The sequence below is a fragment of the Vibrio sp. Vb2131 genome (assembly GCF_033338535.1).
Classification (GTDB): Bacteria; Pseudomonadota; Gammaproteobacteria; order Enterobacterales; family Vibrionaceae; genus Vibrio; species Vibrio alginolyticus.
Genome location: NZ_JAWOSW010000003.1, coordinates 336,011 through 358,949, shown reverse-complemented (window position 1 = coordinate 358,949; position 22,939 = coordinate 336,011). Strand labels below are relative to the sequence as shown.

Annotated in this window: 23 protein-coding genes; 5 read left to right on the top strand and 18 right to left on the bottom strand. The window is 45.2% G+C overall.

The window, feature by feature from the left end; all coding sequences use genetic code 11:
• Positions 1-2: 2 nt before the first annotated feature.
• The gene (locus tag R7E38_RS05680) at positions 3-1,778 is read left to right on the top strand and encodes a SulP family inorganic anion transporter (RefSeq protein WP_005380390.1); all 1,776 of its coding nucleotides are present in this window, start codon (positions 3-5) and stop codon (positions 1,776-1,778) included.
• A 73-nt stretch (positions 1,779-1,851) separates the two neighbouring features.
• Here R7E38_RS05680 and R7E38_RS05675 read toward each other — a convergent pair whose 3' ends face one another.
• The 5 genes from R7E38_RS05675 to dnaQ all read right to left on the bottom strand — a co-directional run bounded on the left by R7E38_RS05675 (position 1,852) and on the right by dnaQ (position 5,535).
• Positions 1,852-2,262, bottom strand: a complete 411-nt coding sequence (locus R7E38_RS05675; RefSeq protein ID WP_169628595.1) for a GNAT family N-acetyltransferase — start codon at positions 2,260-2,262, stop codon at positions 1,852-1,854.
• Positions 2,263-2,346: 84 nt separating this feature from the next.
• Positions 2,347-2,739 (bottom strand): DUF1353 domain-containing protein, encoded by a 393-nt coding sequence (locus tag R7E38_RS05670; protein ID WP_017633769.1) that lies wholly within the window; start codon positions 2,737-2,739, stop codon positions 2,347-2,349.
• A 51-nt stretch (positions 2,740-2,790) separates the two neighbouring features.
• Positions 2,791-3,348 (bottom strand): hypothetical protein, encoded by a 558-nt coding sequence (locus R7E38_RS05665; RefSeq protein ID WP_226083457.1) that lies wholly within the window; start codon positions 3,346-3,348, stop codon positions 2,791-2,793.
• Positions 3,349-3,553: 205 nt separating this feature from the next.
• Positions 3,554-4,804: a TIGR03503 family protein gene (locus R7E38_RS05660; RefSeq protein ID WP_226083459.1), complete on the bottom strand. Its 1,251-nt coding sequence runs from the start codon at positions 4,802-4,804 to the stop codon at positions 3,554-3,556.
• Positions 4,805-4,812: 8 nt separating this feature from the next.
• Complete coding sequence (gene dnaQ / locus R7E38_RS05655) at positions 4,813-5,535, bottom strand: DNA polymerase III subunit epsilon (protein WP_005380385.1); 723 nt, start codon at positions 5,533-5,535, stop codon at positions 4,813-4,815.
• Positions 5,536-5,594: 59 nt separating this feature from the next.
• On the opposite strand from dnaQ, the gene rnhA reads away from it, so the two are divergent.
• A complete protein-coding gene (gene rnhA / locus R7E38_RS05650) occupies positions 5,595-6,059 on the top strand; it encodes a ribonuclease HI (protein WP_005380384.1) in 465 nt (154 codons plus the stop codon).
• Here the strand turns inward: rnhA and R7E38_RS05645 are convergent.
• Entirely contained in the window at positions 6,056-6,802 is a 747-nt protein-coding gene (locus R7E38_RS05645) for a class I SAM-dependent methyltransferase (RefSeq protein WP_017636046.1), read from the bottom strand. The genes rnhA and R7E38_RS05645 overlap by 4 nt on opposite strands.
• 37 nt (positions 6,803-6,839) lie before the next feature.
• On the opposite strand from R7E38_RS05645, the gene gloB reads away from it, so the two are divergent.
• From gloB to R7E38_RS05630, 3 genes are all read left to right on the top strand, one after another.
• Positions 6,840-7,598 (top strand): hydroxyacylglutathione hydrolase, encoded by a 759-nt coding sequence (gene gloB / locus R7E38_RS05640; protein WP_213911174.1) that lies wholly within the window; start codon positions 6,840-6,842, stop codon positions 7,596-7,598.
• Between the two features lie 253 nt (positions 7,599-7,851).
• Complete coding sequence (locus tag R7E38_RS05635) at positions 7,852-9,435, top strand: LysM peptidoglycan-binding domain-containing protein (RefSeq protein ID WP_226083461.1); 1,584 nt, start codon at positions 7,852-7,854, stop codon at positions 9,433-9,435.
• On the top strand, positions 9,432-10,118 hold the full coding sequence (locus tag R7E38_RS05630) for a YIP1 family protein (RefSeq protein ID WP_005380375.1): 687 nt from the start codon (positions 9,432-9,434) through the stop codon (positions 10,116-10,118). Before R7E38_RS05635 ends, R7E38_RS05630 begins: the two co-directional genes overlap by 4 nt.
• Before the next feature lies 1 nt (position 10,119).
• Here the strand turns inward: R7E38_RS05630 and R7E38_RS05625 are convergent, their stop codons facing one another.
• From R7E38_RS05625 to R7E38_RS05570, 12 genes are all read right to left on the bottom strand, one after another.
• Positions 10,120-10,965: an endonuclease/exonuclease/phosphatase family protein gene (locus R7E38_RS05625; RefSeq protein ID WP_005391818.1), complete on the bottom strand. Its 846-nt coding sequence runs from the start codon at positions 10,963-10,965 to the stop codon at positions 10,120-10,122.
• Positions 10,966-11,105: 140 nt separating this feature from the next.
• Positions 11,106-11,444 carry a nitrogen regulatory protein P-II gene (glnB, locus tag R7E38_RS05620; protein ID WP_005380372.1) on the bottom strand — a complete coding sequence of 113 codons (339 nt, stop codon included), beginning with the start codon at positions 11,442-11,444 and terminating at the stop codon, positions 11,106-11,108.
• Between the two features lie 186 nt (positions 11,445-11,630).
• On the bottom strand, positions 11,631-11,945 hold the full coding sequence (locus R7E38_RS05615; protein WP_017636043.1) for a c-type cytochrome: 315 nt from the start codon (positions 11,943-11,945) through the stop codon (positions 11,631-11,633).
• Between the two features lie 70 nt (positions 11,946-12,015).
• Positions 12,016-13,326, bottom strand: a complete 1,311-nt coding sequence (tilS, locus tag R7E38_RS05610) for a tRNA lysidine(34) synthetase TilS (protein WP_213911175.1) — start codon at positions 13,324-13,326, stop codon at positions 12,016-12,018.
• A gap of 107 nt (positions 13,327-13,433) precedes the next feature.
• On the bottom strand, positions 13,434-14,393 hold the full coding sequence (gene accA, locus R7E38_RS05605) for an acetyl-CoA carboxylase carboxyl transferase subunit alpha (RefSeq protein WP_104975538.1): 960 nt from the start codon (positions 14,391-14,393) through the stop codon (positions 13,434-13,436).
• A gap of 46 nt (positions 14,394-14,439) precedes the next feature.
• Positions 14,440-17,919: a DNA polymerase III subunit alpha gene (gene dnaE / locus R7E38_RS05600; protein WP_005385364.1), complete on the bottom strand. Its 3,480-nt coding sequence runs from the start codon at positions 17,917-17,919 to the stop codon at positions 14,440-14,442.
• Positions 17,920-18,000: 81 nt separating this feature from the next.
• Positions 18,001-18,636, bottom strand: a complete 636-nt coding sequence (rnhB, locus tag R7E38_RS05595) for a ribonuclease HII (protein WP_085570097.1) — start codon at positions 18,634-18,636, stop codon at positions 18,001-18,003.
• A 9-nt stretch (positions 18,637-18,645) separates the two neighbouring features.
• Positions 18,646-19,785, bottom strand: a complete 1,140-nt coding sequence (lpxB, locus tag R7E38_RS05590) for a lipid-A-disaccharide synthase (protein WP_017636041.1) — start codon at positions 19,783-19,785, stop codon at positions 18,646-18,648.
• A 119-nt stretch (positions 19,786-19,904) separates the two neighbouring features.
• A complete protein-coding gene (gene lpxA, locus R7E38_RS05585) occupies positions 19,905-20,693 on the bottom strand; it encodes an acyl-ACP--UDP-N-acetylglucosamine O-acyltransferase (protein ID WP_005380357.1) in 789 nt (262 codons plus the stop codon).
• 1 nt (position 20,694) lies between these two features.
• On the bottom strand, positions 20,695-21,147 hold the full coding sequence (gene fabZ, locus R7E38_RS05580) for a 3-hydroxyacyl-ACP dehydratase FabZ (protein ID WP_005380349.1): 453 nt from the start codon (positions 21,145-21,147) through the stop codon (positions 20,695-20,697).
• A 232-nt stretch (positions 21,148-21,379) separates the two neighbouring features.
• Positions 21,380-22,411 (bottom strand): UDP-3-O-(3-hydroxymyristoyl)glucosamine N-acyltransferase, encoded by a 1,032-nt coding sequence (lpxD, locus tag R7E38_RS05575; protein WP_005380347.1) that lies wholly within the window; start codon positions 22,409-22,411, stop codon positions 21,380-21,382.
• 6 nt (positions 22,412-22,417) lie between these two features.
• Positions 22,418-22,927: an OmpH family outer membrane protein gene (locus R7E38_RS05570; protein ID WP_005391804.1), complete on the bottom strand. Its 510-nt coding sequence runs from the start codon at positions 22,925-22,927 to the stop codon at positions 22,418-22,420.
• Positions 22,928-22,939 lie beyond the last annotated feature (12 nt).

The following is a 22,939-nucleotide window of genomic DNA, read 5'->3' as shown; positions in this document are numbered from 1 at the left end:
ATATGGTAAATCCGTTGGCTAAAATATTACTCGCACAGTGGTTCCCAGGGCTTGTTCAGCTTAAGCATTATCAAAAAGAATGGTTTGTTAACGACTTTAGAGCCGCCTTTTCTGTTGTCGCGGTTGCACTGCCAGTTGCCATAGCTTACGCACAGTTAACTGGTGTATCCGCAATTGTCGGTCTGTATTCGTGTGTACTGCCAATGTTGGTTTACGCTATGATGGGCACATCTCGACAACTCATTGTCGGACCCGATGCAGCAACCTGTGCAGTGATTGCTGCTGTTGTGACACCACTTGCCGCAGGTGACCCCACAAAACATTGGCAGTTGGTTATGACCATGACAGCGATGACGGGGATTTGGTGTGTACTGGCAAGTCGTTTCAAGCTAGGGGTATTTGCAGATTTCCTTTCTCGCCCGATTCTTTTGGGTCTACTCAACGGTGTTGCTCTCACAATTATCGTTGGTCAGTTTGCGAAAGTAGTCGGTTTGAAATACGAGCAACGTTATTTACTGGAACGTTTATGGGAAGCTCCACAACGATTAACCGATCTTCATTGGCCTACTGTAACTCTGAGTATCGTGACAGTTGTCGTTTATTTGCTCACCAAACGCTACCGACCAACTTGGCCTGCTGCCATGCTGGCGATCCTCGTAACTACTGCGTCAGTTTGGTTTTTCCATTTACAAGAGATGGGCGTATCGGTTGTCGGACTCACTCAAGGTGGCTTCCCTCAGTTTCAAACACCGGAATTTGAGCTAGGTGAAGTTCGTGAACTAGTAGTCCCGGCGCTCAACCTTGCGATTGTCAGTTTTGTTAGCATGATGCTCACCGCCCGCAGTTTCGCGGCTAAAAACGGTTATGATATTGATGCAAATAAAGAGTTTCAGGCGTTGGGTTTTGCCAACATTGCCTCAGCGTTTTCACAAGGTTTCGCGATAAGCGGCGCTGACTCACGCACAGCCGTCAATGATGCAAATGGCGGTAAATCTCAATTAGTTTCGATTGTCGCTGCAATCACCATTGCCATTATTGCGGTATTTATTTACGAGCCTTTGCAGTTCATCCCTATCGCTTCACTTGGTGTTGTATTGATCATTGCGTCCCTATCGCTGCTCGATCTTAAAGCAATTTGGAAATTAAAATCTCGTGACAAGGATGCATTTTATCTGGCCATCATTACTTTTATTTCTGTGTTGATCGTGGGTGTAATACCGGGGATCACTTTGGCGGTATTGCTAGGGCTGTTTCAATTTTTACGGATTGTCATGCGACCGAGTGATCAGCTACTTGGCTTGGATGAAAAAGGTACCATTCGGACCATCGACGACTCAGGAAAAGCTTCGCCTATTCCTGGAATGGTGATTTACCGCTTTAACTCACCGCTAACTTACTTCAACGCTCCTTACTTTAAACGTAGAGTGTTAGAGCAGGCAGAGCATCACAAAGACGCAAGTTGCGTTGTCATCGACGCCGTGTCGAGCTTTACTCACTTGGATCTCAGTGTGATGGCAACACTGGCAGATATTCACAATACTTTGAAAAAGAGAGGCGTACGCTTAATCCTCGCAGGAAGGAAACGACGTCTTCGTCAATGGTGTGAGCTTACTGGTATCAGCACCAGTGAAGGAGGCATCTTACTGCGAGCTGATATGTACCTTGCCATTAAACTTAGTGGCTGTTACATCAGTGCTGTGGGTGAGGGACAAATTCCTACTGTTCAAAAAGAGCCTGATTTAGAGCAGCCACCCAAACCAATTCCAGAAGTGGCTTAAATAGAAATTTAATATAGAAAACAGGAAATTAAACTCCTGTTTTCTAGTGCTTATCTTCACAGCTGAATACGTGTTACGCCTTTGGCTTAAACTTTTTTGTCATCCCTTGGCTTTTAGGAGCCACCAGCCTATAACCAAGCTTTTCGTAAAAGACCGGTTCATCAGCAATCATAGAAACGTAAGAGCCTTCAAGTGCAACAGAAGAAAGATAACCGTCGATGTATTCCATGACTTTTCTACCTAAACCGTTGCCTTGATAATCAGAATCAACGGCAACGTCGACAATTTCGAAGTTACACGCCCCGTCACCAACAACCCGACCCATTGCAATGAGCTTTCCTTCATCCCGAACAGATACGCCATATAACGAATTGGGTAGACCAACTTCAGCAGCTTTCAACGATTTGGGTGATAGCCCGGCTTTGATACGCATATCACAGTATTCTTTCGGGCTTGGCACATGCTCTTCATATCTTATTGTCATTATGTACTACTCCTTTGTATCACCTTGGAGCTTACATAACTAAACTGTATAAATAAACAGTTAAACGTTGGAAAGATGTTCCCATTAAGCACACAAAGTATCGGGTCTAGAAAAGAACCCGCCGACAACTCTGACGCCATAATAGATATAAGTTGCTCTGAAGCTAGACATTCCTTTTTCTAAACATGTTTCTCTCAACAACGTATCCGCATGCTTTCGAGCACTTTGTGGCAACACCTCTTCCCTCATGAGTTGGTAAAGAGCATCATGCACTAAAGAAGCTTTCATAATGTTTTTTGTGTCTAACGCTGGCCCACTCGCTCCATCCCATGCATAGCCCTTTTTAATCGTTAACACGCCTTGTTTGGACAAACTAAGAAAAGGGCTGTCATACGCGTTACTCACTGAAATGTGAGTCTCAATCTTTTCTTCAGAATGGAGAGTGTATTTATACTTCTGACGCTTTTTGTATTTCATAACCTAACCGCCTAGCTAACTTCAGTGGGAGGAACGGAGATGACTCTCAAATTAGAGTTTCTCAGAGAGTTTTTTCAAATAGGACTTAGCAAGCTCATGGTTATCTCTGCTCAACCACTTAATACAATCAAAGAGTTCCCAGATCAGTCCTTGATCACCACTGGTATAAACTGGGAAATCTTCATGCTTTGGAGCAGGTTCATCAGTAACTATGCCCCCAATCACATCAGCTTTATCAAATAAAGTCTTAAATGGCTTAGAAAGTTTGAAGGGCTCACAGAGATCTAAACAATGAATCTCTGCACTGGTTAGGTCATTAAAAATGTATTTTTTGAAACACGCATTTTCGTTGTGCTCTCCCTCAAGGCAATAAAAAATGTCTTTATTAGCTTCAAACTGGGTAAAGCAAGGCTCTGAGGCTTTATGGAAGTTGTTTTGAGTAAATACAACAACATCAGCGTCCGAAATACGGTCACCTTGTCCTGATGACAATGAACCAAGCAATACCGCGGCAACAACGTCTTTTTCAGAACAAAAGGCATCATAAGCTGACTCAACCAAGGCCTTTTGTCGTGGTAAATGTTCTAGTCCTAACTCTCCAATTGTCATAATTCACTCCGTCGATACGCACTAAAATAAAGTCGAAACGTAAACAATATCATGCGAGCTTTATTATGATTAATCAACGTTAAATCATGGTGTTACTTTAAAATAAAATGATTAATGACCATGAGAAACATCAAACTCTGTCTCAAACTTAAACTGAAAAAAACGGAGCCGATTGGCTCCGTTTCTCGCTTTATGTGTGTTACTACTATTTCTTTGGTACTTCTAATTGCATCTCTGGCATGGCATCGCGCTTCGCTTTAATTTTGCGCCAGACTATCCATGCAATGATCACAATCAGCAGCATTATCACGTTACCCACCGCGATAATAATCATGCTGCGCTTACGCTCAGCCTCCCGCTCAGCGATAATTTGCTTTTCCATTTCAATACGGCGCTGCTCGGCTAATTCAGCTTCTTTTGCAATTCGAGCAGCTTCTAGATCAACTTCATCAACAACACTGAAGGTTTGCTCTGGAATAGGAAGCACCAACGGACGCTGGGTTGCAAAATCAGTGGCAAAGATCTCGCCGCGCCAGGCGTACTTACCAAGTTCAGAATCGTTATTGAGGTTCAACGTAACTCTCATTCCATCTTTAGAGACCTGTCCTTGGCTGTAACTAATGAAACCATCGGGAGCGTCCTTTTTCACTGTGACTGCTATAGAGCCTGGTGCAATCATACCTTGCTCGCCACTCACCACTAATTGGTGTGGCTTATCGGAATTACGAGCCTGAATAAAAGTACGAGAGATTGGGTTCGGATAAACCAAGATGACTTGTTCTTGCGCTCGTAAGAATACGCCATTGCCAGACGTGATGCGCGCGCGGTACTTACCAGGCTCAACGTCTATTGGGAGCTGAACCGTAAACACACCATCCCCTGCTTTTTCATCCAAGCCTCGGCCGTCATCAGAAAACTCACCCACAACCATCGGCACTGGACGTGCTTCTTTGATCAGCTCATCTTCATTTTCGACAAACTTGGTAAATGTCACGCGCAGATTCACGCGATCAAGGAAGTCGCGCAATACAAGAGGTTTGCCGTCGGAGGTCAGGCGAGCTGTAAACTTAAGCGCTTCCCCATTATATAATCGGTTTGGGAACAGATCCGTACTGAGCTTTAGGTGAGAAATTAAGCGGATGTTATTTTTAGGCGTAACTTTCCCCACAGCCTGCCATGGACCTGGCATAGGGTTATCAACGGAAATAATATCGAGTGAGGCTTCTTGATACCAACGTACATTGTCGTAAGAGCCCCAAGCATAGTATTTTTTACCGTCAGGACGGACTAAAACAACTGGCTGAGAACTTTGCTCACGATAAACCAAAAACGTGATCTGCTCGATGGTTGGATCAACTCGAAAGCGATTGTCTAACAAAGACATTGTAGATTCACTCGCAGCACTCGAGAGACTACTCCATATCGCTAAAAACGCGACCAACAAAGCCCTCAACATAGCTTCTCCTATTGATGCCAAATACAGTCGTTCACCAACTCTAATCTTTTTTGGTGAGCTTCTAGTTCATCGGCACTTGCGCGCAAAACCTTTAGCGCTTTTCTTCCTTCAATACGACGAATGGTTTCTACTCCACCCTCTTGTTTATTCGCGTTAAATTCTAGACTCGTTTGACCACCCGTCATAAAGAGGTAAACGTCGGCTAGAATCTCCGCATCGAGCAAAGCTCCGTGGAGAGTACGGTGCGAGTTATCAATACCGTAACGTTCACATAAGATATCAAGGTTGTTTCGCTTACCAGGGAAGATTTTCTTCGCCATAGCAAGGGTGTCGGTCACCTTGCAGTAGTCGTCCGTTTTGCCGATGTTAGGATCGAGCATGCCAAACTCGTAATCCATAAAGCCGGTATCGAAGGGCGCGTTGTGGGCAACAAGTTCTGCGCCTTTAATAAACTCAAGAAACTCTTGGTGCACGCTCGCGTATTCCGGTTTATCAACCAAGAATTCATCCGTAATACCGTGAACTTCAACCGCTTCTGGTTGGATTTCACGATCGGGTTTTAAATAAACGTGGAAGTGACGACCAGTCAGCTTACGGTTGATGATCTCCACGGCACCGATTTCAATAATGCGGTGTCCCATGTAGTGAGGACCACCCTCGCGGTTCATACCTGTGGTTTCGGTATCGAGAACGACAATGCGGTTATATTCAGAATTGCTGCTGGTATTCATAAGGTTATGTATGTCAGACTATGCTTTATTAAATGTTTCGGCTAATAGTACCAAAAAATATGACCAAACACGTTGAGATTTTCACTGACGGTTCTTGTTTAGGTAACCCAGGACCAGGTGGTTACGGCATAGTATTGCGTTACAAAGACGTAGAAAAGACACTTTCCAAAGGCTATACGTTAACTACCAACAACCGCATGGAAATGTTGGCGGCTGTCGTCGCGCTACAGACGTTAAAACAACCTTGTAAAGTCACTTTAACGACTGACAGCCAATATGTGCGCCAAGGTATTACTCAGTGGATCCATAACTGGAAGAAGCGTGGTTGGAAAACAGCGGATAAAAAACCCGTGAAGAATGCCGATTTATGGCAAGCTCTAGACAAAGAAACCGCACGCCATCAAGTTGAATGGCATTGGGTAAAAGGCCACGCGGGCCATCGTGAGAACGAAATGTGTGATGAGCTAGCCCGGACTGCTGCAGAAAACCCAACTGAGGAAGATACAGGTTACCAACCCTCTTAGCGAGATTCTTTCCTCATAGTGTTACCCTCTCGATTCATCACCCCAAGTGGTGTGAGCTTTTTCTTCAAGCGCCAATGCGGTTTGATAGGCTTGAGAGGGTATGTCCGTTTCCGCGCGACTATGTAATACAAACTCCCAGCGGGTGATGCCCAATCACCAAGACTATTTTCCAACCATGTCCACATCGTACGGTAACGTTTCATCGGAAACAGCGCATAACGATCACAATGAATCACTTGATAATTAAGTAACCCTAACCAATCTTTGATGCGGTTCGACGTAAACATTCGTCCACTCCAAGGCAAATTATGTTTACGCCATGGAAGTAAACTCGCTAATCCAGTCAAGCTTAATGGATTGAATCCAGTAATAATTACATAGCCATCATCCATCATCACTCTATCGACTTCACGCAACAAACGGTGTGGATCGCTTGCATAGTCGAGCTGATGAGCGAGTATCACAACATCAAAGCTTTTTTCCAAAAAGGGCAATTCGTAACCATCTGCAATCACATTATGCAACGGGTTCTGGATATCTACGTTGACTTGGTGTTGAATGTTACAATTACAGCTGGTTAGCTCACAGCTCAACCCGCCCAGTTTGAGCATATGGTAGCCGAAGAGTTTCGGGCACCATTCATCAAGTCGGGTCTGGATTGACTCAAGCACCCACGGACCGTTGTTCATTGCTGACCAAGTCGACGGGTGTGGTATAGTTTTGTTGCTGAGTGCTGGTTTCATTAACCACCTGACTAAAATGGGTGACGGAGAACGAATCGTGTTAGAGATCAAAAGCATACCCGCATTTAATGATAATTACATCTGGCTGATACAAAATAACGATAAGCGCTGCGCAGTCGTTGATCCGGGCGATGCGAAGCCAGTATTAGAATTTCTGCAGGCTAACGAATTAACTTTAGAAGCGATTTTAATTACGCACCACCACAACGATCACATTGGTGGCGTTCCAGACTTAGTGCGTGCATTTCCTAACGTCGCCGTTGTGGGCCCAAAATCAGAGCCAATTCCAACCCTAACGACACCAATGGAAGAAGGCGACAAGCTAGAGTTGTTTGGTGAGATTTTCTTAGTACTTGGGTTACCCGGTCATACTTTGGGCCATATCGGTTACGTTGGGGACGGAAAACTGTTTTGCGGTGATGTGCTCTTTTCTGCTGGCTGCGGTCGTATTTTTGAAGGTACGCCTGAGCAAATGTTTGAATCACTGAGCAAACTAACGTCTCTACCAGAAGAAACTCAGGTCTTCTGCGCGCATGAATACACGGCGAGTAACGTGGCGTTTGCTCTAGCGGTTGAACCTGACAATGAGCAACTTCGCCAATATCGCGACGATGTAAACCGACTGCGAGCACGCAACATTCCGACACTTCCAACAACAATACGCAAAGAAAAGTGGATTAATCCGTTCTTGCGAACCTCTAACCCTGACGTGGTTCAATCTGTTGCTAGTCGCGTTAAAAATAGCGATCCATGCTCGGTTTTTACTGCTTTACGCGAGTGGAAGAACGAATTTTAACCATTTTCTGCTTGTAAGTTTGCAAGACCCCAGTATTATCAGGGACTGATTTTTCGAGAAGCGCCACTGGCGCTTCTCTTACGTTTGGGGTTGATATAAATCTATTTGAATTTCTCCCCATTGCATAATTAGAAGCTCTTTGCCTCTATAAATTAGTTAGTGTTTAAAGATGTCTATTATCTTGCGACTGCCACGCACATTACGTTGCGCGACAGGCAGGTGAAGATAAACAGGCCCTAAATAGGCTGAATCCATGCGTTTGAAGTATACTTGGGCGTTGGCGTTGTTATTATCTGGCTGTCAATTGACTCAGTCAGATTCAACGTCTTCTACACCAGAAACCAATAAATCTGAGCAGACTGCAAAGCAAAATGCAGTAAAAGCTCAACCGGGCAATAAATCGTCACTAGCAAAAAAATCCGCTAACGACGCGCCTAAAGTTCTCTCCCCCCAAGAACAAGAAGATGTGTGGCAACGTATCGCCATGCAGCTGGACATGGATATCCCAAACCACAAGAAAGTGGACTACTACCGTACGTGGTATTTAAAGCACCCAAATCACCTTTACACGGTATCTAAGCGTGCGACTCCTTTTCTATACATGATCACAAAACGTATCGAAGAGCGCGGACTTCCAATGGAGCTTGCTTTACTTCCTGTAGTGGAAAGTTCATTCGATGCCTTTGCCTACTCACATGGTAGCGCGGCTGGGTTGTGGCAATTTGTCCCTGGCACCGGAAAAATGATGGGACTAGAGCAAAACTACTGGTATGACGGTCGCAGAGATGTGGCAGCAGCAACGGATGCAGCGCTGGACTACCTAGTACAACTAAACGAGCGTTTTGATGGTAACTGGGAACATGCAATCGCCGCTTATAACAGCGGTGGTGGCCGTGTTTCTAGCGCAATTCGTAAGAATAAAAAGCTCGGTAAACCTATCGATTTCTTCTCATTAGACTTACCAAAAGAGACCAGTAGTTACGTTCCTAAGCTATTGGCCTTGGCTGACGTTATCGCAAACCAAGACAAGTACGGACTTAATATTCCTGCAATTCCAAACAAGCCTGTTCTAACGCTTGTTGATCCAGAAGAGCAGTTAGATCTGGCTATTGCCGCAGATTATGCCGGCATTAGCGTAAAAGAGTTGCAGAGTTACAACCCAGCATACAACCAGTGGTCGACAGCGCCTGAGGGGCCGCACCAACTTTTGATTCCCGTAGAGAAAAAAGAGACTTTTCTCACCAAGGTGGAGAAAAATCGCGGTAAAGGGATGAAGGTCGCTCGCTACAAGGTGAAATCTGGCGACTCTTTAAGCGTGCTAGCTAATAAATACGGCACAACCACGAAAGTCATTCGACGTGCCAACGGCCTATCGAATAACAATATTCGTATTGGTCAATACCTGTTGATTCCGACATCAACAAAAGACGATGCAAAATACGCATTAACGGCACAAAACCGATTAAACAAGACTCAATCTCGTGCTCGTGGTCAACTCAAGCTCACCCATGTCGTTCAGTCTGGAGAAAGTTTGTGGTCAATCGCACGTAACAATAAAGTGTCGTATAAATCGTTAGCTAAATGGAATGGTATGAGCCCTAAAGATCCATTGCTTGTGGGTCAAAAGCTAGTGATATGGAAGGACTCAGACAAAGGTTCTGTGATCCGTACCGTTTTCTACAACGTTCGCTCTGGCGACACCATTAGCGGCATTGCAAGCAAGTTCAAAGTAAAAACGAACGACATCGTGAAATGGAACTCGCTACACAAGAAAAAATACTTACAACCAGGTCAAAAGCTTAAGTTGTACGTTGACGTAACGAAGGTAAGTGTATGAACCCATCAAGCAATCCACTTGTGATGCTGTTGGACATTTTTCGTTCTCCAACATCTTGTTTTCTCGCGCTTTATCAACGCGGTGGATGGGGATGGCAACCGTTCATCTTCCTGATGCTTAGTCCGTTTTTATTCTGGGGTGCTTACTTTTCGAATGTCGATTTCACGTGGCTCAGTGACCAACTTGCTGCGCAATTTCAGCAAATCGACCCGAAGCAGATTGAGCTATTAGAACCAAACACGCTAATGGCAAGCGCGATCATCAATGATGTATTCAACCGCTTTGCCACCTTACTATTGCTCGCGCTTTGGTTCTTTCTTGCAACAAAGGCAAGCAAACAACAATACGGTTACTGGAAATGGTTTGCCGCATCGTGTGCTATCTTATTCCCAGCAGTATTGGGCGATGTAGCAAGTTACGCGAGCTTGCTACTCAAGCATGGTCAGGTAATGACTTACGCTGCCGATTTAAATAGCCTCAATGGTCTATTAAAGCTGCCTCTTACTAACGAATGGTCTCATTTCGCTAGCTCGTTACCTTTGCTTCTGCCTTGGTACATTGTGCTCGGCTACGGCGTTGTACTGACGTGGACGGAGTTTGAACGTGGCCAAGCTTTGGTGATTGCAAGCCTGCCATGGGTATTCTTCTACGTTATTTGGGCACTTTATATTGTGGTAACCTAAGCTAGTCATTTAACGTAAATGACAATAACAATGGGTTATGATCGGAAGCGTCGCTCTGCGGCGCTTTTGCGTACTTAAGCGTCAGACCTCGGTAAAACACATGGTCCAGTGGTAACCCTGTTATAAATTGGACTCGATGATCCGGCAAGAACGTCACCTCTTGTAAGTCCGCAGCCTTTAAGGCCTGCCTCATCGCATTAACGCGAGATTTACTCCAGCTATTGAAGTCTCCAGCAAATAGAATTGGCCCCACATGATGCTTTAAAAGCATTTCAAGCGCCGTTAACTGAGATATATACTCTTTTGTACCTACGGTGAAGTTAATCGCATGTACATTCACCACTGCGAGTTTCTCGCCATTACTCAAGTGATACTGGCTATATAATGCAGACTTAGGTAAGCGAAGCCACGGCTCTTTAGAGGTGTAAGCGCAGGCTTTTTCTGGTTGCCCTTGAGCAATACTAATTACACCGGCACCGCTACCCAGCGCCTTAAAAGCACTCACTTGATTACTAACCCAGCGACCATCCACCAACCACTGTTTAAATGATGGTGTCATGCTGGCTTCTTGCAATAACAGCAGCTGCTTATCAGCAGAGAATTCATTGAGTGCACTTTGCCAATTCGTTCGGTTCTGTTTGTAGATATTCCAGACAAGTACATTGATTTCACCGCCCTGATCCAGAGCTTTTGAGCCGCTAAATTCGATACACCTAATATCCTGCGTCAACTCTGAGCCTCTTTGAGTAATGATTTGCGGCTGATCTGGTACGGTGAAAATAACCTGGAAGCCGACCAATACCGCCATAATAAGAAAAGCTAACGCCAGAAAAAAACGCTTAAACATACGACAAACCTGAATGTAGGCACCCGAAATCTAGAACAACCAATCTCGGGTTAAATGATTTCACTAATAAGCAAACAACAAAAAAGGAGCCACTTGGCTCCCTTTTAGCATAATAAATACGAAACAGGTGACAAGAAACCTTAGATCGCGTCTTCGTCTTCTTCACCAGTACGAATACGAACCACACGCTCAATATCAGTGACGAATATTTTACCATCACCAATCTTACCAGTTTGCGCGGTTTCAATGATTGTCTCTACGCATTTATCAGCCACATCTTCCGTTACAACGATTTCGAGCTTCACTTTAGGTAGAAAGTCCACCATATACTCTGCACCACGGTAAAGCTCTGTGTGACCTTTTTGGCGACCAAAACCTTTCACTTCAGAGACGGTCATCCCTGTAATGCCAACTTCAGCTAGCGCTTCTCGAACATCATCCAGTTTAAATGGCTTGATAATCGCTTCAATTTTTTTCATGTTCATCCCTTAAGCTTCAATCGATTGCGCTTATTATCGTTTAGCGTTTCGCAACATTCAATGTTTGTCTCTGATCCACCAGCGAAAATCCAGGCTGAGCAAATTAACATAGCGAATATCGTGAGTTGATAAAACCCAATGAGGACTGCTCAATGCCCAATCGTCCAAGCTTTTTCAGACTCGCGTTTACTTCAAACTTGCGTAGTAAGCCGCTAGGTTAGCGATATCTTCATCAGACAACAATGAAGCTTGAGCTTGCATCACAGCAGCAAGCCCACCTGTTCGCTCTTTATTTTTATAAGCTTTAATTGAACTGATAATATATTGCTCATTTTGCCCTTTCAGATTTGGGTAACCCGGAATGACAGCAATACCATCAGCGCCATGACACGCCGCGCATACTCCCGACTTTGCTTGACCTGCTGCAGCATCTCCCGCAGCTAGAGCCTGCCCACTGAACATGGTTAACGCCACCATTGCACCCATGATTGTTTTCTTCATTGCTTCACCTAATCAATTATTATTTAAGGATTTTTATATTTTATAATCGACATTGTGGCATGAATTTTCATTACCTGCGCCAAATAAGTTCACAATCTTGACCATTAAACGCCTGATCAACGAACAGATCTGCCACAGCAACGACTCGGTCTTGGTACATTAAAATCGGAATTTGACGACGCAGCCAGCTTGGCACATTGTATTCTTGGAATAACTTCTTCAGTTTTCGACTGTGATTACGCGTGGTTGGATGCGCTGATAAGCCTTCCGGATTGAAGGTCACGCGAAGCAACTCTGGCTGACTCGGTAGCGCAATCGTTGCGTTGCTAGAACTCGTCGTTAAGATCAGCTCCCCTAGCCGCTCAGGCAGCGACAAAGTCGCATCAACTTGAATCGTACTTTGCCACTCAGTGACATCAGCCATTTCCGTTACCCAATAGAGACGATTTCGAAAACGGCGCACTTCACCTTGTTTAAGTTGTAGTTTGGGGTTGGCATCTTGCTGAGCTAATGCGACTTCATTCCAGATAAGGTTGAGTTGTACCTGAGTCGGCATACTAGTATTAAGCTTAGCCAGCCACATACGAATCAAGCGCGCACGCGCTAATCCACTGTGCTTAGCCAGTTCTTCAATACTCAAACTAAGATCCGTTTGTAAAGCGCGTTCAAACACCGCGCTCAATAGTTCATCCAATAGCGCTTCTTGTTGAGCACATAAACTTGCACTGCGCTGAACCGCTTGATGGATACTCGGCCAGCGACCAGACAATTCAGGAATAACACAATGACGAAGAAAGTTACGATCATAACGGGTATCTTGATTGCTTTCGTCTTCCACCCACTCCAAGCCTAATTTAGTAGCGGCTTCTTCGATGGTCTTCCGCTTGATAGTAAGCAATGGTCGAACTAGAGATCCGCAAGAAAACGGCATACTCTCCGCCATCGAAGATAACCCTTTAGGCCCGCTGCCGCGCTTAAGCGCAAGGAGAAAAGTCTCTATTTGATCGTCGGCATGTTGACCAGTCAACAGTATATCGCCTTCTTGAATGTACTTAGTTAAGGCTTGGTAGCGAGCTTCACGAGCAAGAAGTTCAATACTTTCACCATTGCTGATGTCTAAGCTCACTCGCTCGATCGAGCACGATATCCCCACTTGTTGTGCCCAAAGTAAGCATTTATCGGCCCAATTATCGGCATTCGAGCTTAAACCATGGTGCACATACACAGCGTGACACTCTGCAGAGTGCGCCTGTTGGTAGCGACTGAGTAATTCGAGTAAAAGACGTGAATCCACTCCTCCGCTAAACGCCAAGACAACCTTAGTGCCTAATTGATAGTAGCGGCCGAGAACTTGAGCAAAATGCGGGTAAAGCGATTCCATAAGCGATCCGATAGGTACAAAAAAAGGGCTGGACTCTCATCCAACCCTTTCTATTTTAACTGTTATCACTTGAGATATCAGCTAACGCTTAATAGCAATCACCGAAATTAACAGTAACCGTAGCTCATTAGACGCTGGTAACGACGCTCACGTAGCGTCTCTTCATCCAATTGTTCTAGATCTTTTAGCTGACGAAGTAGTGTCGCTTTCATATTCGCTGCCATTTGAACATGATCGCGATGAGCGCCGCCTAGTGGCTCTTCAATGATTTCGTCGATCAGTTCAAGCTCTTTAAGACGCGGAGCAGTTAGACCCATTGCCTCTGCCGCTTGTGGCGCTTTGTCTGAATCACGCCATAAGATTGAAGCACAACCCTCAGGAGAAATTACTGAGTACGTAGAGTACTGAAGCATGTTCACATAGTCGCCTACACCGATTGCTAGTGCACCACCAGAACCGCCTTCACCAACAACGTTACAGATTACTGGCACTTTAAGACCAGACATCACTTTTAGGTTTTTCGCGATAGCTTCAGATTGACCACGCTCTTCTGCGCCCACACCTGGATACGCGCCAGCCGTGTCGATAAATGTGATGATCGGCATGTTGAAACGCTCTGCCATTTCCATCAAACGTAGCGCTTTACGGTAACCTTCTGGTTTTGGCATACCAAAGTTACGTTTCACTTTCTCTTTGGTTTCACGACCTTTTTGGTGACCAATGATCATCACAGGGCGGCCTTCAAGGCGAGCCATGCCACCCACAATCGCTTTGTCGTCTGCAAATGCGCGGTCACCCGCTAATTCATCAAACTCCTCAAAAGCGTGTTGGATGTAATCCAGCGTGTAAGGACGTAGTGGGTGACGAGCCAGTTGAGCTGTTTCCCATGCGCCTAGGTCGCTGAAGGTTTTTTTCTTCAGCTCTAAGCTTTTCTTCTCAAGCTGTTCGATTTCTTTATCCAGGTCAATCGCAGAATCACCACCGTGACGAGAGACATCACGTAATGCTTCAATTTTCGCTTCTAGTTCTGCAATTGGCTTTTCAAATTCAAGAAAGTTTAGGCTCATCTATGAATCCTTGTTTACTCAGCGTCTAACATATTGCGCTGAATTTTTAGTTAAATTCGAGTTCTACCTGGCTTTTGCCAAGTAACTGTTTTAAATCGTCGAGTAATGTATCACTTGGCGTTACTCGCCACTCGGTGCCCAATGTTAACCGCGCTCTGGCGTCGGCACGCTGGTAGTATACATTGACGGGTACGGTTCCGGCTTTGTGCGGTTCTAAAATACGGCTGAACTGCTCAAAAAACTGATCATTGATCTGATTTGCATCTATCGATACCGACAAACCACGAGCGTATTTCTCGCGCGCACTGCCAAGATCCATAACTTCACGCGCCGACATTTTAAGGCCACCGTTGAAGTCATCAAAGCTGACCTGTCCAGAAACGACCAAAATTCTGTCTTTTTCGAGAAGTTCAGCGTATCGATCCAGCGCATCTGAGAACAACATCACTTCCATACGACCACTTCGGTCATCCAATGTCATAATACCAATTCGTGTACCACGCTTGGTCGTCATTACACGAGCGGCAATAACCAGGCCGGCTACCGTGACAGATTGATCGCGGCGAGTGGGCGTTGCGTCTTTTAGTCGACAACTGGTGTATTTGTTTAGTTCCTTTACGTAGGCGTTAATTGGGTGCCCTGTCAAATATAGGCCTAGGGTATCACGCTCGCCCTCTAACCACACTTTTTCTGGCCAAGGCGGAACCTGCGTATACTTATGCTCTACTTCTTCAGGCGCATCCGTTAGCACACCAAACATATCCGTTTGACCAAACGCCTCAGCTTGGTGATGTTGACTTGCGGCTTTTACCGCATCATTGAGTGAAGCCATCATCGCAGCGCGGTGTGGGCCAAGTCGATCCAACGCGCCCGCGTAAATCAGCTTCTCTATCACTCGTTTATTGACACGTTTTAGATCAACTCGAGCACAGAAATCAAATAGGTCTTTAAAGTGACCACCTTTATTTCTCGCCTCAAGAATCGCATCGATAGGGCCCTCACCAACCCCTTTTATCGCACCAATACCGTAAACAATTGCGCCATTTTCATCAACATTAAAGCGATATAGGCCAGAGTTGATGTCTGGTGGCAGCACGGTGAGCTTCATACGGAAACACTCATCGACCAAGCCAACGACTTTTTCCGTGTTATCCATATCGGCTGTCATTACCGCAGCCATAAATTCGGCAGGATAATGTGTTTTCAGCCAAAGAGTTTGATAAGAAACCAATGCATAAGCAGCAGAGTGCGATTTGTTAAAACCATAACCGGCGAACTTCTCTACCAAGTCGAAGATTTTCATCGCCAACTCGCCATCGATACCGTTCTTTATCGCACCTTCTTCAAAGATAGCACGTTGTTTTGCCATCTCTTCTGGCTTTTTCTTACCCATTGCACGACGAAGCATGTCCGCACCACCTAGCGTGTAACCTGCTAAGATCTGCGCAATCTGCATTACCTGCTCTTGATACAGGATGATGCCGTAGGTTGGATCAAGCGTCTCTTTTAGCGACTCGTGTTGCCACTTTTCATCTGGATAAGAGATCGCTTCTCGACCATGTTTACGGTCGATAAAGTTATCTACCATGCCCGATTGCAAAGGACCCGGACGGAAGAGTGCTACCAATGCGATAATGTCTTCGAAACAGTCTGGCTGAAGTCGTTTGATCAGCTCTTTCATGCCTCGAGATTCAAGCTGGAATACTGCTGTCGTTTCAGAGTTTTGCAACAAACGGAAAGAGGCAGGGTCTTCTAACGGTATGGATTCAATTTGAACCGGTTCTTTCCCTTCTCGCTCTAGGCGTGGGTTAATCAGTCCTAACGCCCAGTCAATAATGGTTAAGGTACGTAAACCCAAGAAGTCAAACTTAACTAGGCCAGCGGTCTCAACATCGTTTTTATCAAATTGAGTAACCGGAAAGTGACCTTCAGCGTCTGCATAAATTGGCGCAAAATCGGTAATTGTTGTAGGTGAAATTACAACTCCACCAGCGTGTTTACCGGCGTTTCGCGTACAGCCTTCCAAAATATGACACATGTCGATGAGTTCTTTAACTTCCTCATCGGCCTCATACAATTCAGGTAGTGCAGGTTCAGCTTTAAACGCTTTATCTAGCGTCATGCCTGGATCGGGCGGGATCAGCTTTGAAATACGATCAACAAAACCAAATGGGTGGCCCAATACGCGGCCAACGTCACGGATTACCGCTTTTGCCGCCATGGTACCAAACGTGATGATCTGAGATACCGCGTCGCGACCGTACATTTCCGCAACGTGGTCAATAACCTGGTCACGTTTATCCATACAGAAATCGACGTCGAAATCGGGCATCGAAACACGTTCTGGGTTCAAGAAACGTTCGAACAGCAAGTCATATTCTAGTGGATCCAGATCGGTGATTTTTAGTGCGTAAGCCACCAAAGAACCAGCACCGGAACCACGTCCAGGACCGACAGGAATTCCATTATCTTTTGACCACTGGATGAACTCCATTACGATCAAGAAGTAACCAGGAAATCCCATTTGGTTGATAACATCTAGCTCTATCTGAAGACGTTCATCATATTCAGGGCGGCGACGTTTTCTCTCTTCCTCATCTGGAAATAGGAACTCTAAACGCTCTTCCAACCCCTCTCGGGATTTCATGACTAGGAACTCAGTCTCTTTCATCCCTTCGGTTGGGAAAGCTGGTAGGAAGTACTCACCTAAGCGCACAGTCACGTTACAACGCTTCGCTATCTCGACACTGTTTTCTAACGCTTCAGGAATATCAGCAAACAGCTCACACATTTCTTCTTCTGTACGAAGATATTGCTGCGGACTGTAGTTTTTTGGCCTACGCGGATCTTCTAATGTGTAACCATCGTGAATCGCTACGCGTATTTCATGAGCATCAAATAGGTCTGGACTCAGGAATACAACTTCATTGGTCGCCACTACTGGCAAGTCTTGCTGCTCTGCCAATTCAACCGCAAAGTGAAGATAAGTTTCTTCATCTGGACGACCGGTACGAAGTAGCTCAAGATAAAAGCGATCTGGAAAATGCTGTTTATAAAAATCAACACACCCCTGCACTATTTGACGGTTGCCTTTCAAAAGGCCGCGACCAATTTCCCCGCTTTTACCGCCGGATAATACAATCAAGCCTTCAGACATTTCAGCCAACCAGGCTTTATCAATCACAGGGTGGTGTTGAACATGTCCACGTAAGTACGCTTTTGATATCAATAACGTCAGGTTCTTATAACCTACATTATCCGCCGCAAGCAAAGTCACTTGTGTCAGCTCTTCACCAAACTCGTCCGACTGCATTTTAAAGTCAGCACCAATGATCGGTTTAACACCACTGCCATGCGCCGTACCGTAAAACTTCACCAAACCACATAGGTTGGTAAAGTCGGTCAACGCCATTGCGGGCATACCGAGCTCAGCAACTTTCTTTACGATTGGCGGAACTTTGTTGAGGCCATCCACCATCGAGAAGTCACTATGAACACGCAGGTGGATGAATTTGGGATCTGACATTAACAGGTACCGTGTAACTCTATTTTGTTGGGGATTCTAACCTAAAGAGGTTGGGTTTATAACACCAATTAGATCGTTTGATTATTCTATGCCTAACGCTTTTTTTACTGGCTTGAAACTCTTGCGGTGTTCACTGATCACTCCGTGTTGCTCAATCGCTTCAAAGTGCGCTTTAGTTGGGTAACCTTTGTGCTTCGCGAAGCCAAATTGTGGATGAAGTTTATCCAACTCTTCCATCTCTTGGTCACGCACGACTTTGGCAATAATTGAAGCCGCACTGATTTCGGCAACACGTAGATCGCCTTTTACTACAGCTTGAGCATCCATTGGCAGCTCCGGACAACGGTTACCATCAATCAACACCAAATCAGGTTGAACCTGTAACCCCGCCACTGCACGCTGCATCGCAACCATAGTCGCCTGCAAAATATTCAGTTGATCGATTTCTTCAGGAGAACAACGCCCGACCGCCCACGCCAATGCTTTTTCTTTGATTTCAGGAAGCAACGCCATGCGTTTCTTTTCGGTCAATTTTTTCGAATCGTTCAACCCTTCAATAGGATTGTGAGGATCAAGGATAACCGCAGCGGTGACGACGTCTCCCACCAAAGGGCCACGTCCTACCTCGTCGACTCCGGCCACAAGCTGGTAACCTTGCGGATATTCAAACGGAGGGAGTTCAACTTTGGTTTTGGTCGCTTTTGGTTTAACAGCCATGATAAATCTCTATTTTTCAATCAGTTTTAGAACCGCGTTTGCGGCTTGTTGATCCGCATCTTTACGGATCCAATGATGCATTTCCGTAAACTTATCTAACATCGGTTTATTGTCGCTTTCCAATAAGCGAGAAACCTCAGTAAACAAATTGTCTGGTGTGCACTCATCTTGTAGATATTCTTTGACGAGCTCATCATCCGCCAAGATATTCGGCAATGACACATACTTCGTTTTCAATAGACGTTTAGCTAAGAAAGCAGTAAATGCATTCACACGATAACCCACCACCATTGGACGCTTGAGAAGCATACACTCCAACGCTACGGTACCGGAGGCCAACATCACGGCATCGGATGCGGTGATGACGTTGCGTGCGGTGTCATCAACTAACTTGAAGTCCAACTCTGGCGCTAGCTCTTTCCATGCTTGTTCAAACTGCTCACGGCGTTTTTGATTAACAAGCGCGACAACAAACCCCAGTTCTGGAAATTTTTTATGGAGTAACTTGCAGGTTTCAATAAATGGCTCTGAGAGCATTTTTAACTCGCTACCACGACTGCCTGGCAGGACAGCAAGCCACTTTTTATCTTGTTCTAAACCAAGCAACTCACGTGCAGGCGCTTGTTCTGATTCTAGTGGGATGGCATCAGCCAAGGTATGACCAATGAACTCGCAAGGTACATTAAATTTGTCGTAGAACGCTTTCTCAAACGGAAGAAATGCTAGCACCAAGTTCGTTGCCGCTTCTATTTTAAAGATGCGCTTCTGACGCCAAGCCCAAACAGACGGACTCACGTAATGAACGGTTTTAATGCCCGCTTGCTTGAGGTCAAGCTCCAGGCGTAAGTTGAAGTCAGGAGCATCGATCCCGATGAAAACATCAGGCGGATTCTGAGTAAAATACTGAACGAGCTCAGCTTTCACTTTAAGAAGTCTCGGTAAGCGGCCTAAAACCTCGACTAATCCCATCACCGCAAGCTCTTCCATATCAAACAGAGACTCGCAACCTTGGGCTATCATTTTCGGACCACCAATGCCTACGAACTCTGCGTCTGGATATTGTTGCTTTACTGCTTTGATAAAGCCTTCACCTAGCGTATCGCCAGACAATTCTCCGGCAATGATGCCAATACGTAATGGTCTTTCCATATCTACTTCGCTATTTTTCCTGTGCGCTATGGATAACGGTTTGCCTTATCCATAAAACACAAAAAGATCGTAACCTCAAATTTGGTCACGATCTTTTTATTTATTGGTTCATTCGCCAATTAACGAATAATGCCACGTTCCGTCGTTTCCAGAATATCTGAGAAACGCTTCACAGCCGGCCACTCTTGAGCCATTTCAGCCAGAATAGGCTTCACTTCTTCTAGCGTCTTACCTGAACGGTAGATTTCTTTATACGCTTTTTGTAGCGCACGAATCTCTGGTTTCTCAAAGCCATTACGCTTCAAGCCAACAAGGTTCAAGCCGAATGGAGTAGCGTGGTTACCTTGCGCGAGTACATAAGCTGGGACATCTTGCACCACAGCTGAACAGCCGCCAATGTATGCGTAAGCGCCCACTGTACAAAACGGATGAATCGCAGACAGTGCCATCACACCGGCATAGTCATCAACAGTAACGTGACCACCAAGAATCGAGTTATTACCGATATGAGTGTGGTTACCAATAACAACATCATGCGCAACGTGTGCATTCACACACAATAAGTTGTCATCACCAATGATCGTGGTTGCTTTGTCTTGCACTGTGCCGCGGTGAACTTGGACCGCTTCACGAATGACGTTACGGTCACCGATAACCACAGTTGTGTCTTCACCACCGTATTTTTTGTCTTGGTTTTCTTCACCAATGACAGCATGTGGGAAAATACGGTTATCTTTGCCAATAGTTGTGTGACCTTTGATCACAACGTGAGACATCACTTCTGTGCCTTCACCAATTTCAACCGTAGAGGTGATGTACGTAAAAGGACCTACTGTTACGTTAGCACCAATTTTGGCGCCCTCTTCTACCACCGCTGCCGGGTGGATTTTAGCGGTTTCATGAATCATATTAAAACTCTCGACGAGCACACTTCAGTTCTGCAGAACATACCACTTCGCCGTCAACTTTTGCTACACCGCTAAATGCAGCAATGCCGCGACGTTCTTTCAGAAATTCTACCTCAATAACCAATTGGTCGCCCGGAACCACTGGTTTACGGAATTTCGCGCCGTCTACGCTTGCAAAGTAGTACAGTTCATTTTCTGTTGGTGCACCAAATGATTTAAATGCAAGTAAGCCTGTTGCCTGAGCCATTGCTTCTAAAATCAAAACACCTGGGAATACTGGTAGTTGAGGAAAGTGACCTGTGAACTGAGGTTCGTTAACCGACACGTTTTTAATCGCGTGAAGGTACTTCTCTTCTTGGAAGTCTATCACTCGGTCGATCAATAAGAATGGGTAGCGATGAGGTAGTAGCTCTTGAATTTCAGAGATGTTCATCGTTTTCTTTTCAGTAGTCAAAGTCGTCTTCCTATATCAATTTTTTGCCGCCAAGATGGCAAACGTGGCAACAGGTCGTAAAGCCGAATCGCTTTGCAATATACTAGCAAAATACGCACCATCTTGGAGTTAAATCTACTTAGAGCGCGTCATTATAGAAGAAAAAGACCCGCATTTCGCGAGTCTTCGTACAGAATATGGAACTAGAGCCTGTTAGCTTTCACGTTAAATACAGAGCGAAAGATAACTTGTTCTAAATTTCTTCTTTCTGTTCCAGCTGTTTTTCAACCGCTTTCAGGCGCTTATTCATCTCATCAATACGGTGAACTCGAGTTGCAGTTTTACGCCACTCTCTGTTCGTTTGTAGTGGAATACCTGATGAGTAAAGGCCTTTTTCTTCGATACTGCGCATTACCATGCCCATACCTGTAATCGCCACACCATCTGCGATAGTGATATGGCCATTCAGAACAGACGCGCCGCCAATCTGGCAGTACTTACCAATTTTTGTACTGCCCGCGACAATAGTACCACCAGGCATCACGGTACCATATCCGATCTGCACGTTGTGCGCGATTTGAAGTTGGTTATCCAGAATGACATTGTCTTCAATGATAGTATCTTCGAGTGCACCGCGGTCAATCGTAGTACAAGCACCAATCTCAACGCGGTTACCGATACGCACTGAACCAAGCTGAGGGATTTTGATCCACTCGCCTTTGTCATTCGCATAACCGAAGCCATCAGAGCCAATGACGGTACCCGATTGAACAAGACAGTCATCACCTAATGACACTTCATGGTAGATAGTGACATTAGCCCAAAGCTTGGTGTTATTCCCTAGCTTGGCGTTCTTACCGATAAAACAACCAGCGCCAACGCTTACGTTATCGCCGAGTTCTACGCCCGTTTCAATCACAGCGTTAGCGCCGATTGTAACGTTCTCACCCATCTTAACGTCAGCGGCAATCACAGCACTTGGTGCAATATCGTCTGCCGGTTTTGGTGTGGTATCCATCGCTTGAACCACACGAGCAAATGCGACATAAGGGTCTGAAACCACTAGCGCATTTCCAACGCATTGATCTTTATGCTCAGCCTTTACCATAACAACGGTAGCTTGGCACTCAGAAAGGTGTTTTGCGTATTTTGGGTTAGACAAGAAGGTTACGTCACCTTCTTGTGCTTTATCCATTGGGGCAACACGGCTTACAACGAGAGACTCGTCACCAAACAGCTCACCCCCGGTAATTGTCGCCAATTCGGCTAATGTCAATGTCTTCATAACTTCTTATTTTAGAGCTTTAATTACGTCTTCAGAGATATTGTATTCTGGCTTGCCGTACTGCAAAGCAGAGATATCAATCACAAGATCGTAACCATTTTTGTCTGCGACTTTCTTAACTGCATCTTGAATCGTTTTGAAAAGCTTCGCTTTTTCTTCAGCTTCACGACGCGCACTTGCTTTTTCAAGTGCTTGTGCTTTCACTTTGTACTCGCTGTCTAGCTTCGCGATATCGATACGTAGCTTTTCAACTTCGTCTTGACCCAAAAGCTCGCCGTCACGTTGTAGCTTCTCAATCTTTGTTTTAGCTTGTGCTTGGATTGACTTCAGTTCATCAGCTTTGCTTTTGAAGTCTTTCTGCATTTTTTGTAGTACAACTTCACGTTGAGGAAGAGCTTGAAAGACTTGAGCTGTATTTACGTAAGCAATTTTCTGTGCAGCTTCTGCCGCATTTGCAAACATTGAAGAGCTCAGTACAAGAAGGCCAATCCCAGCCGCTTTGATCATTTTATTCAAAATATTTTCCTC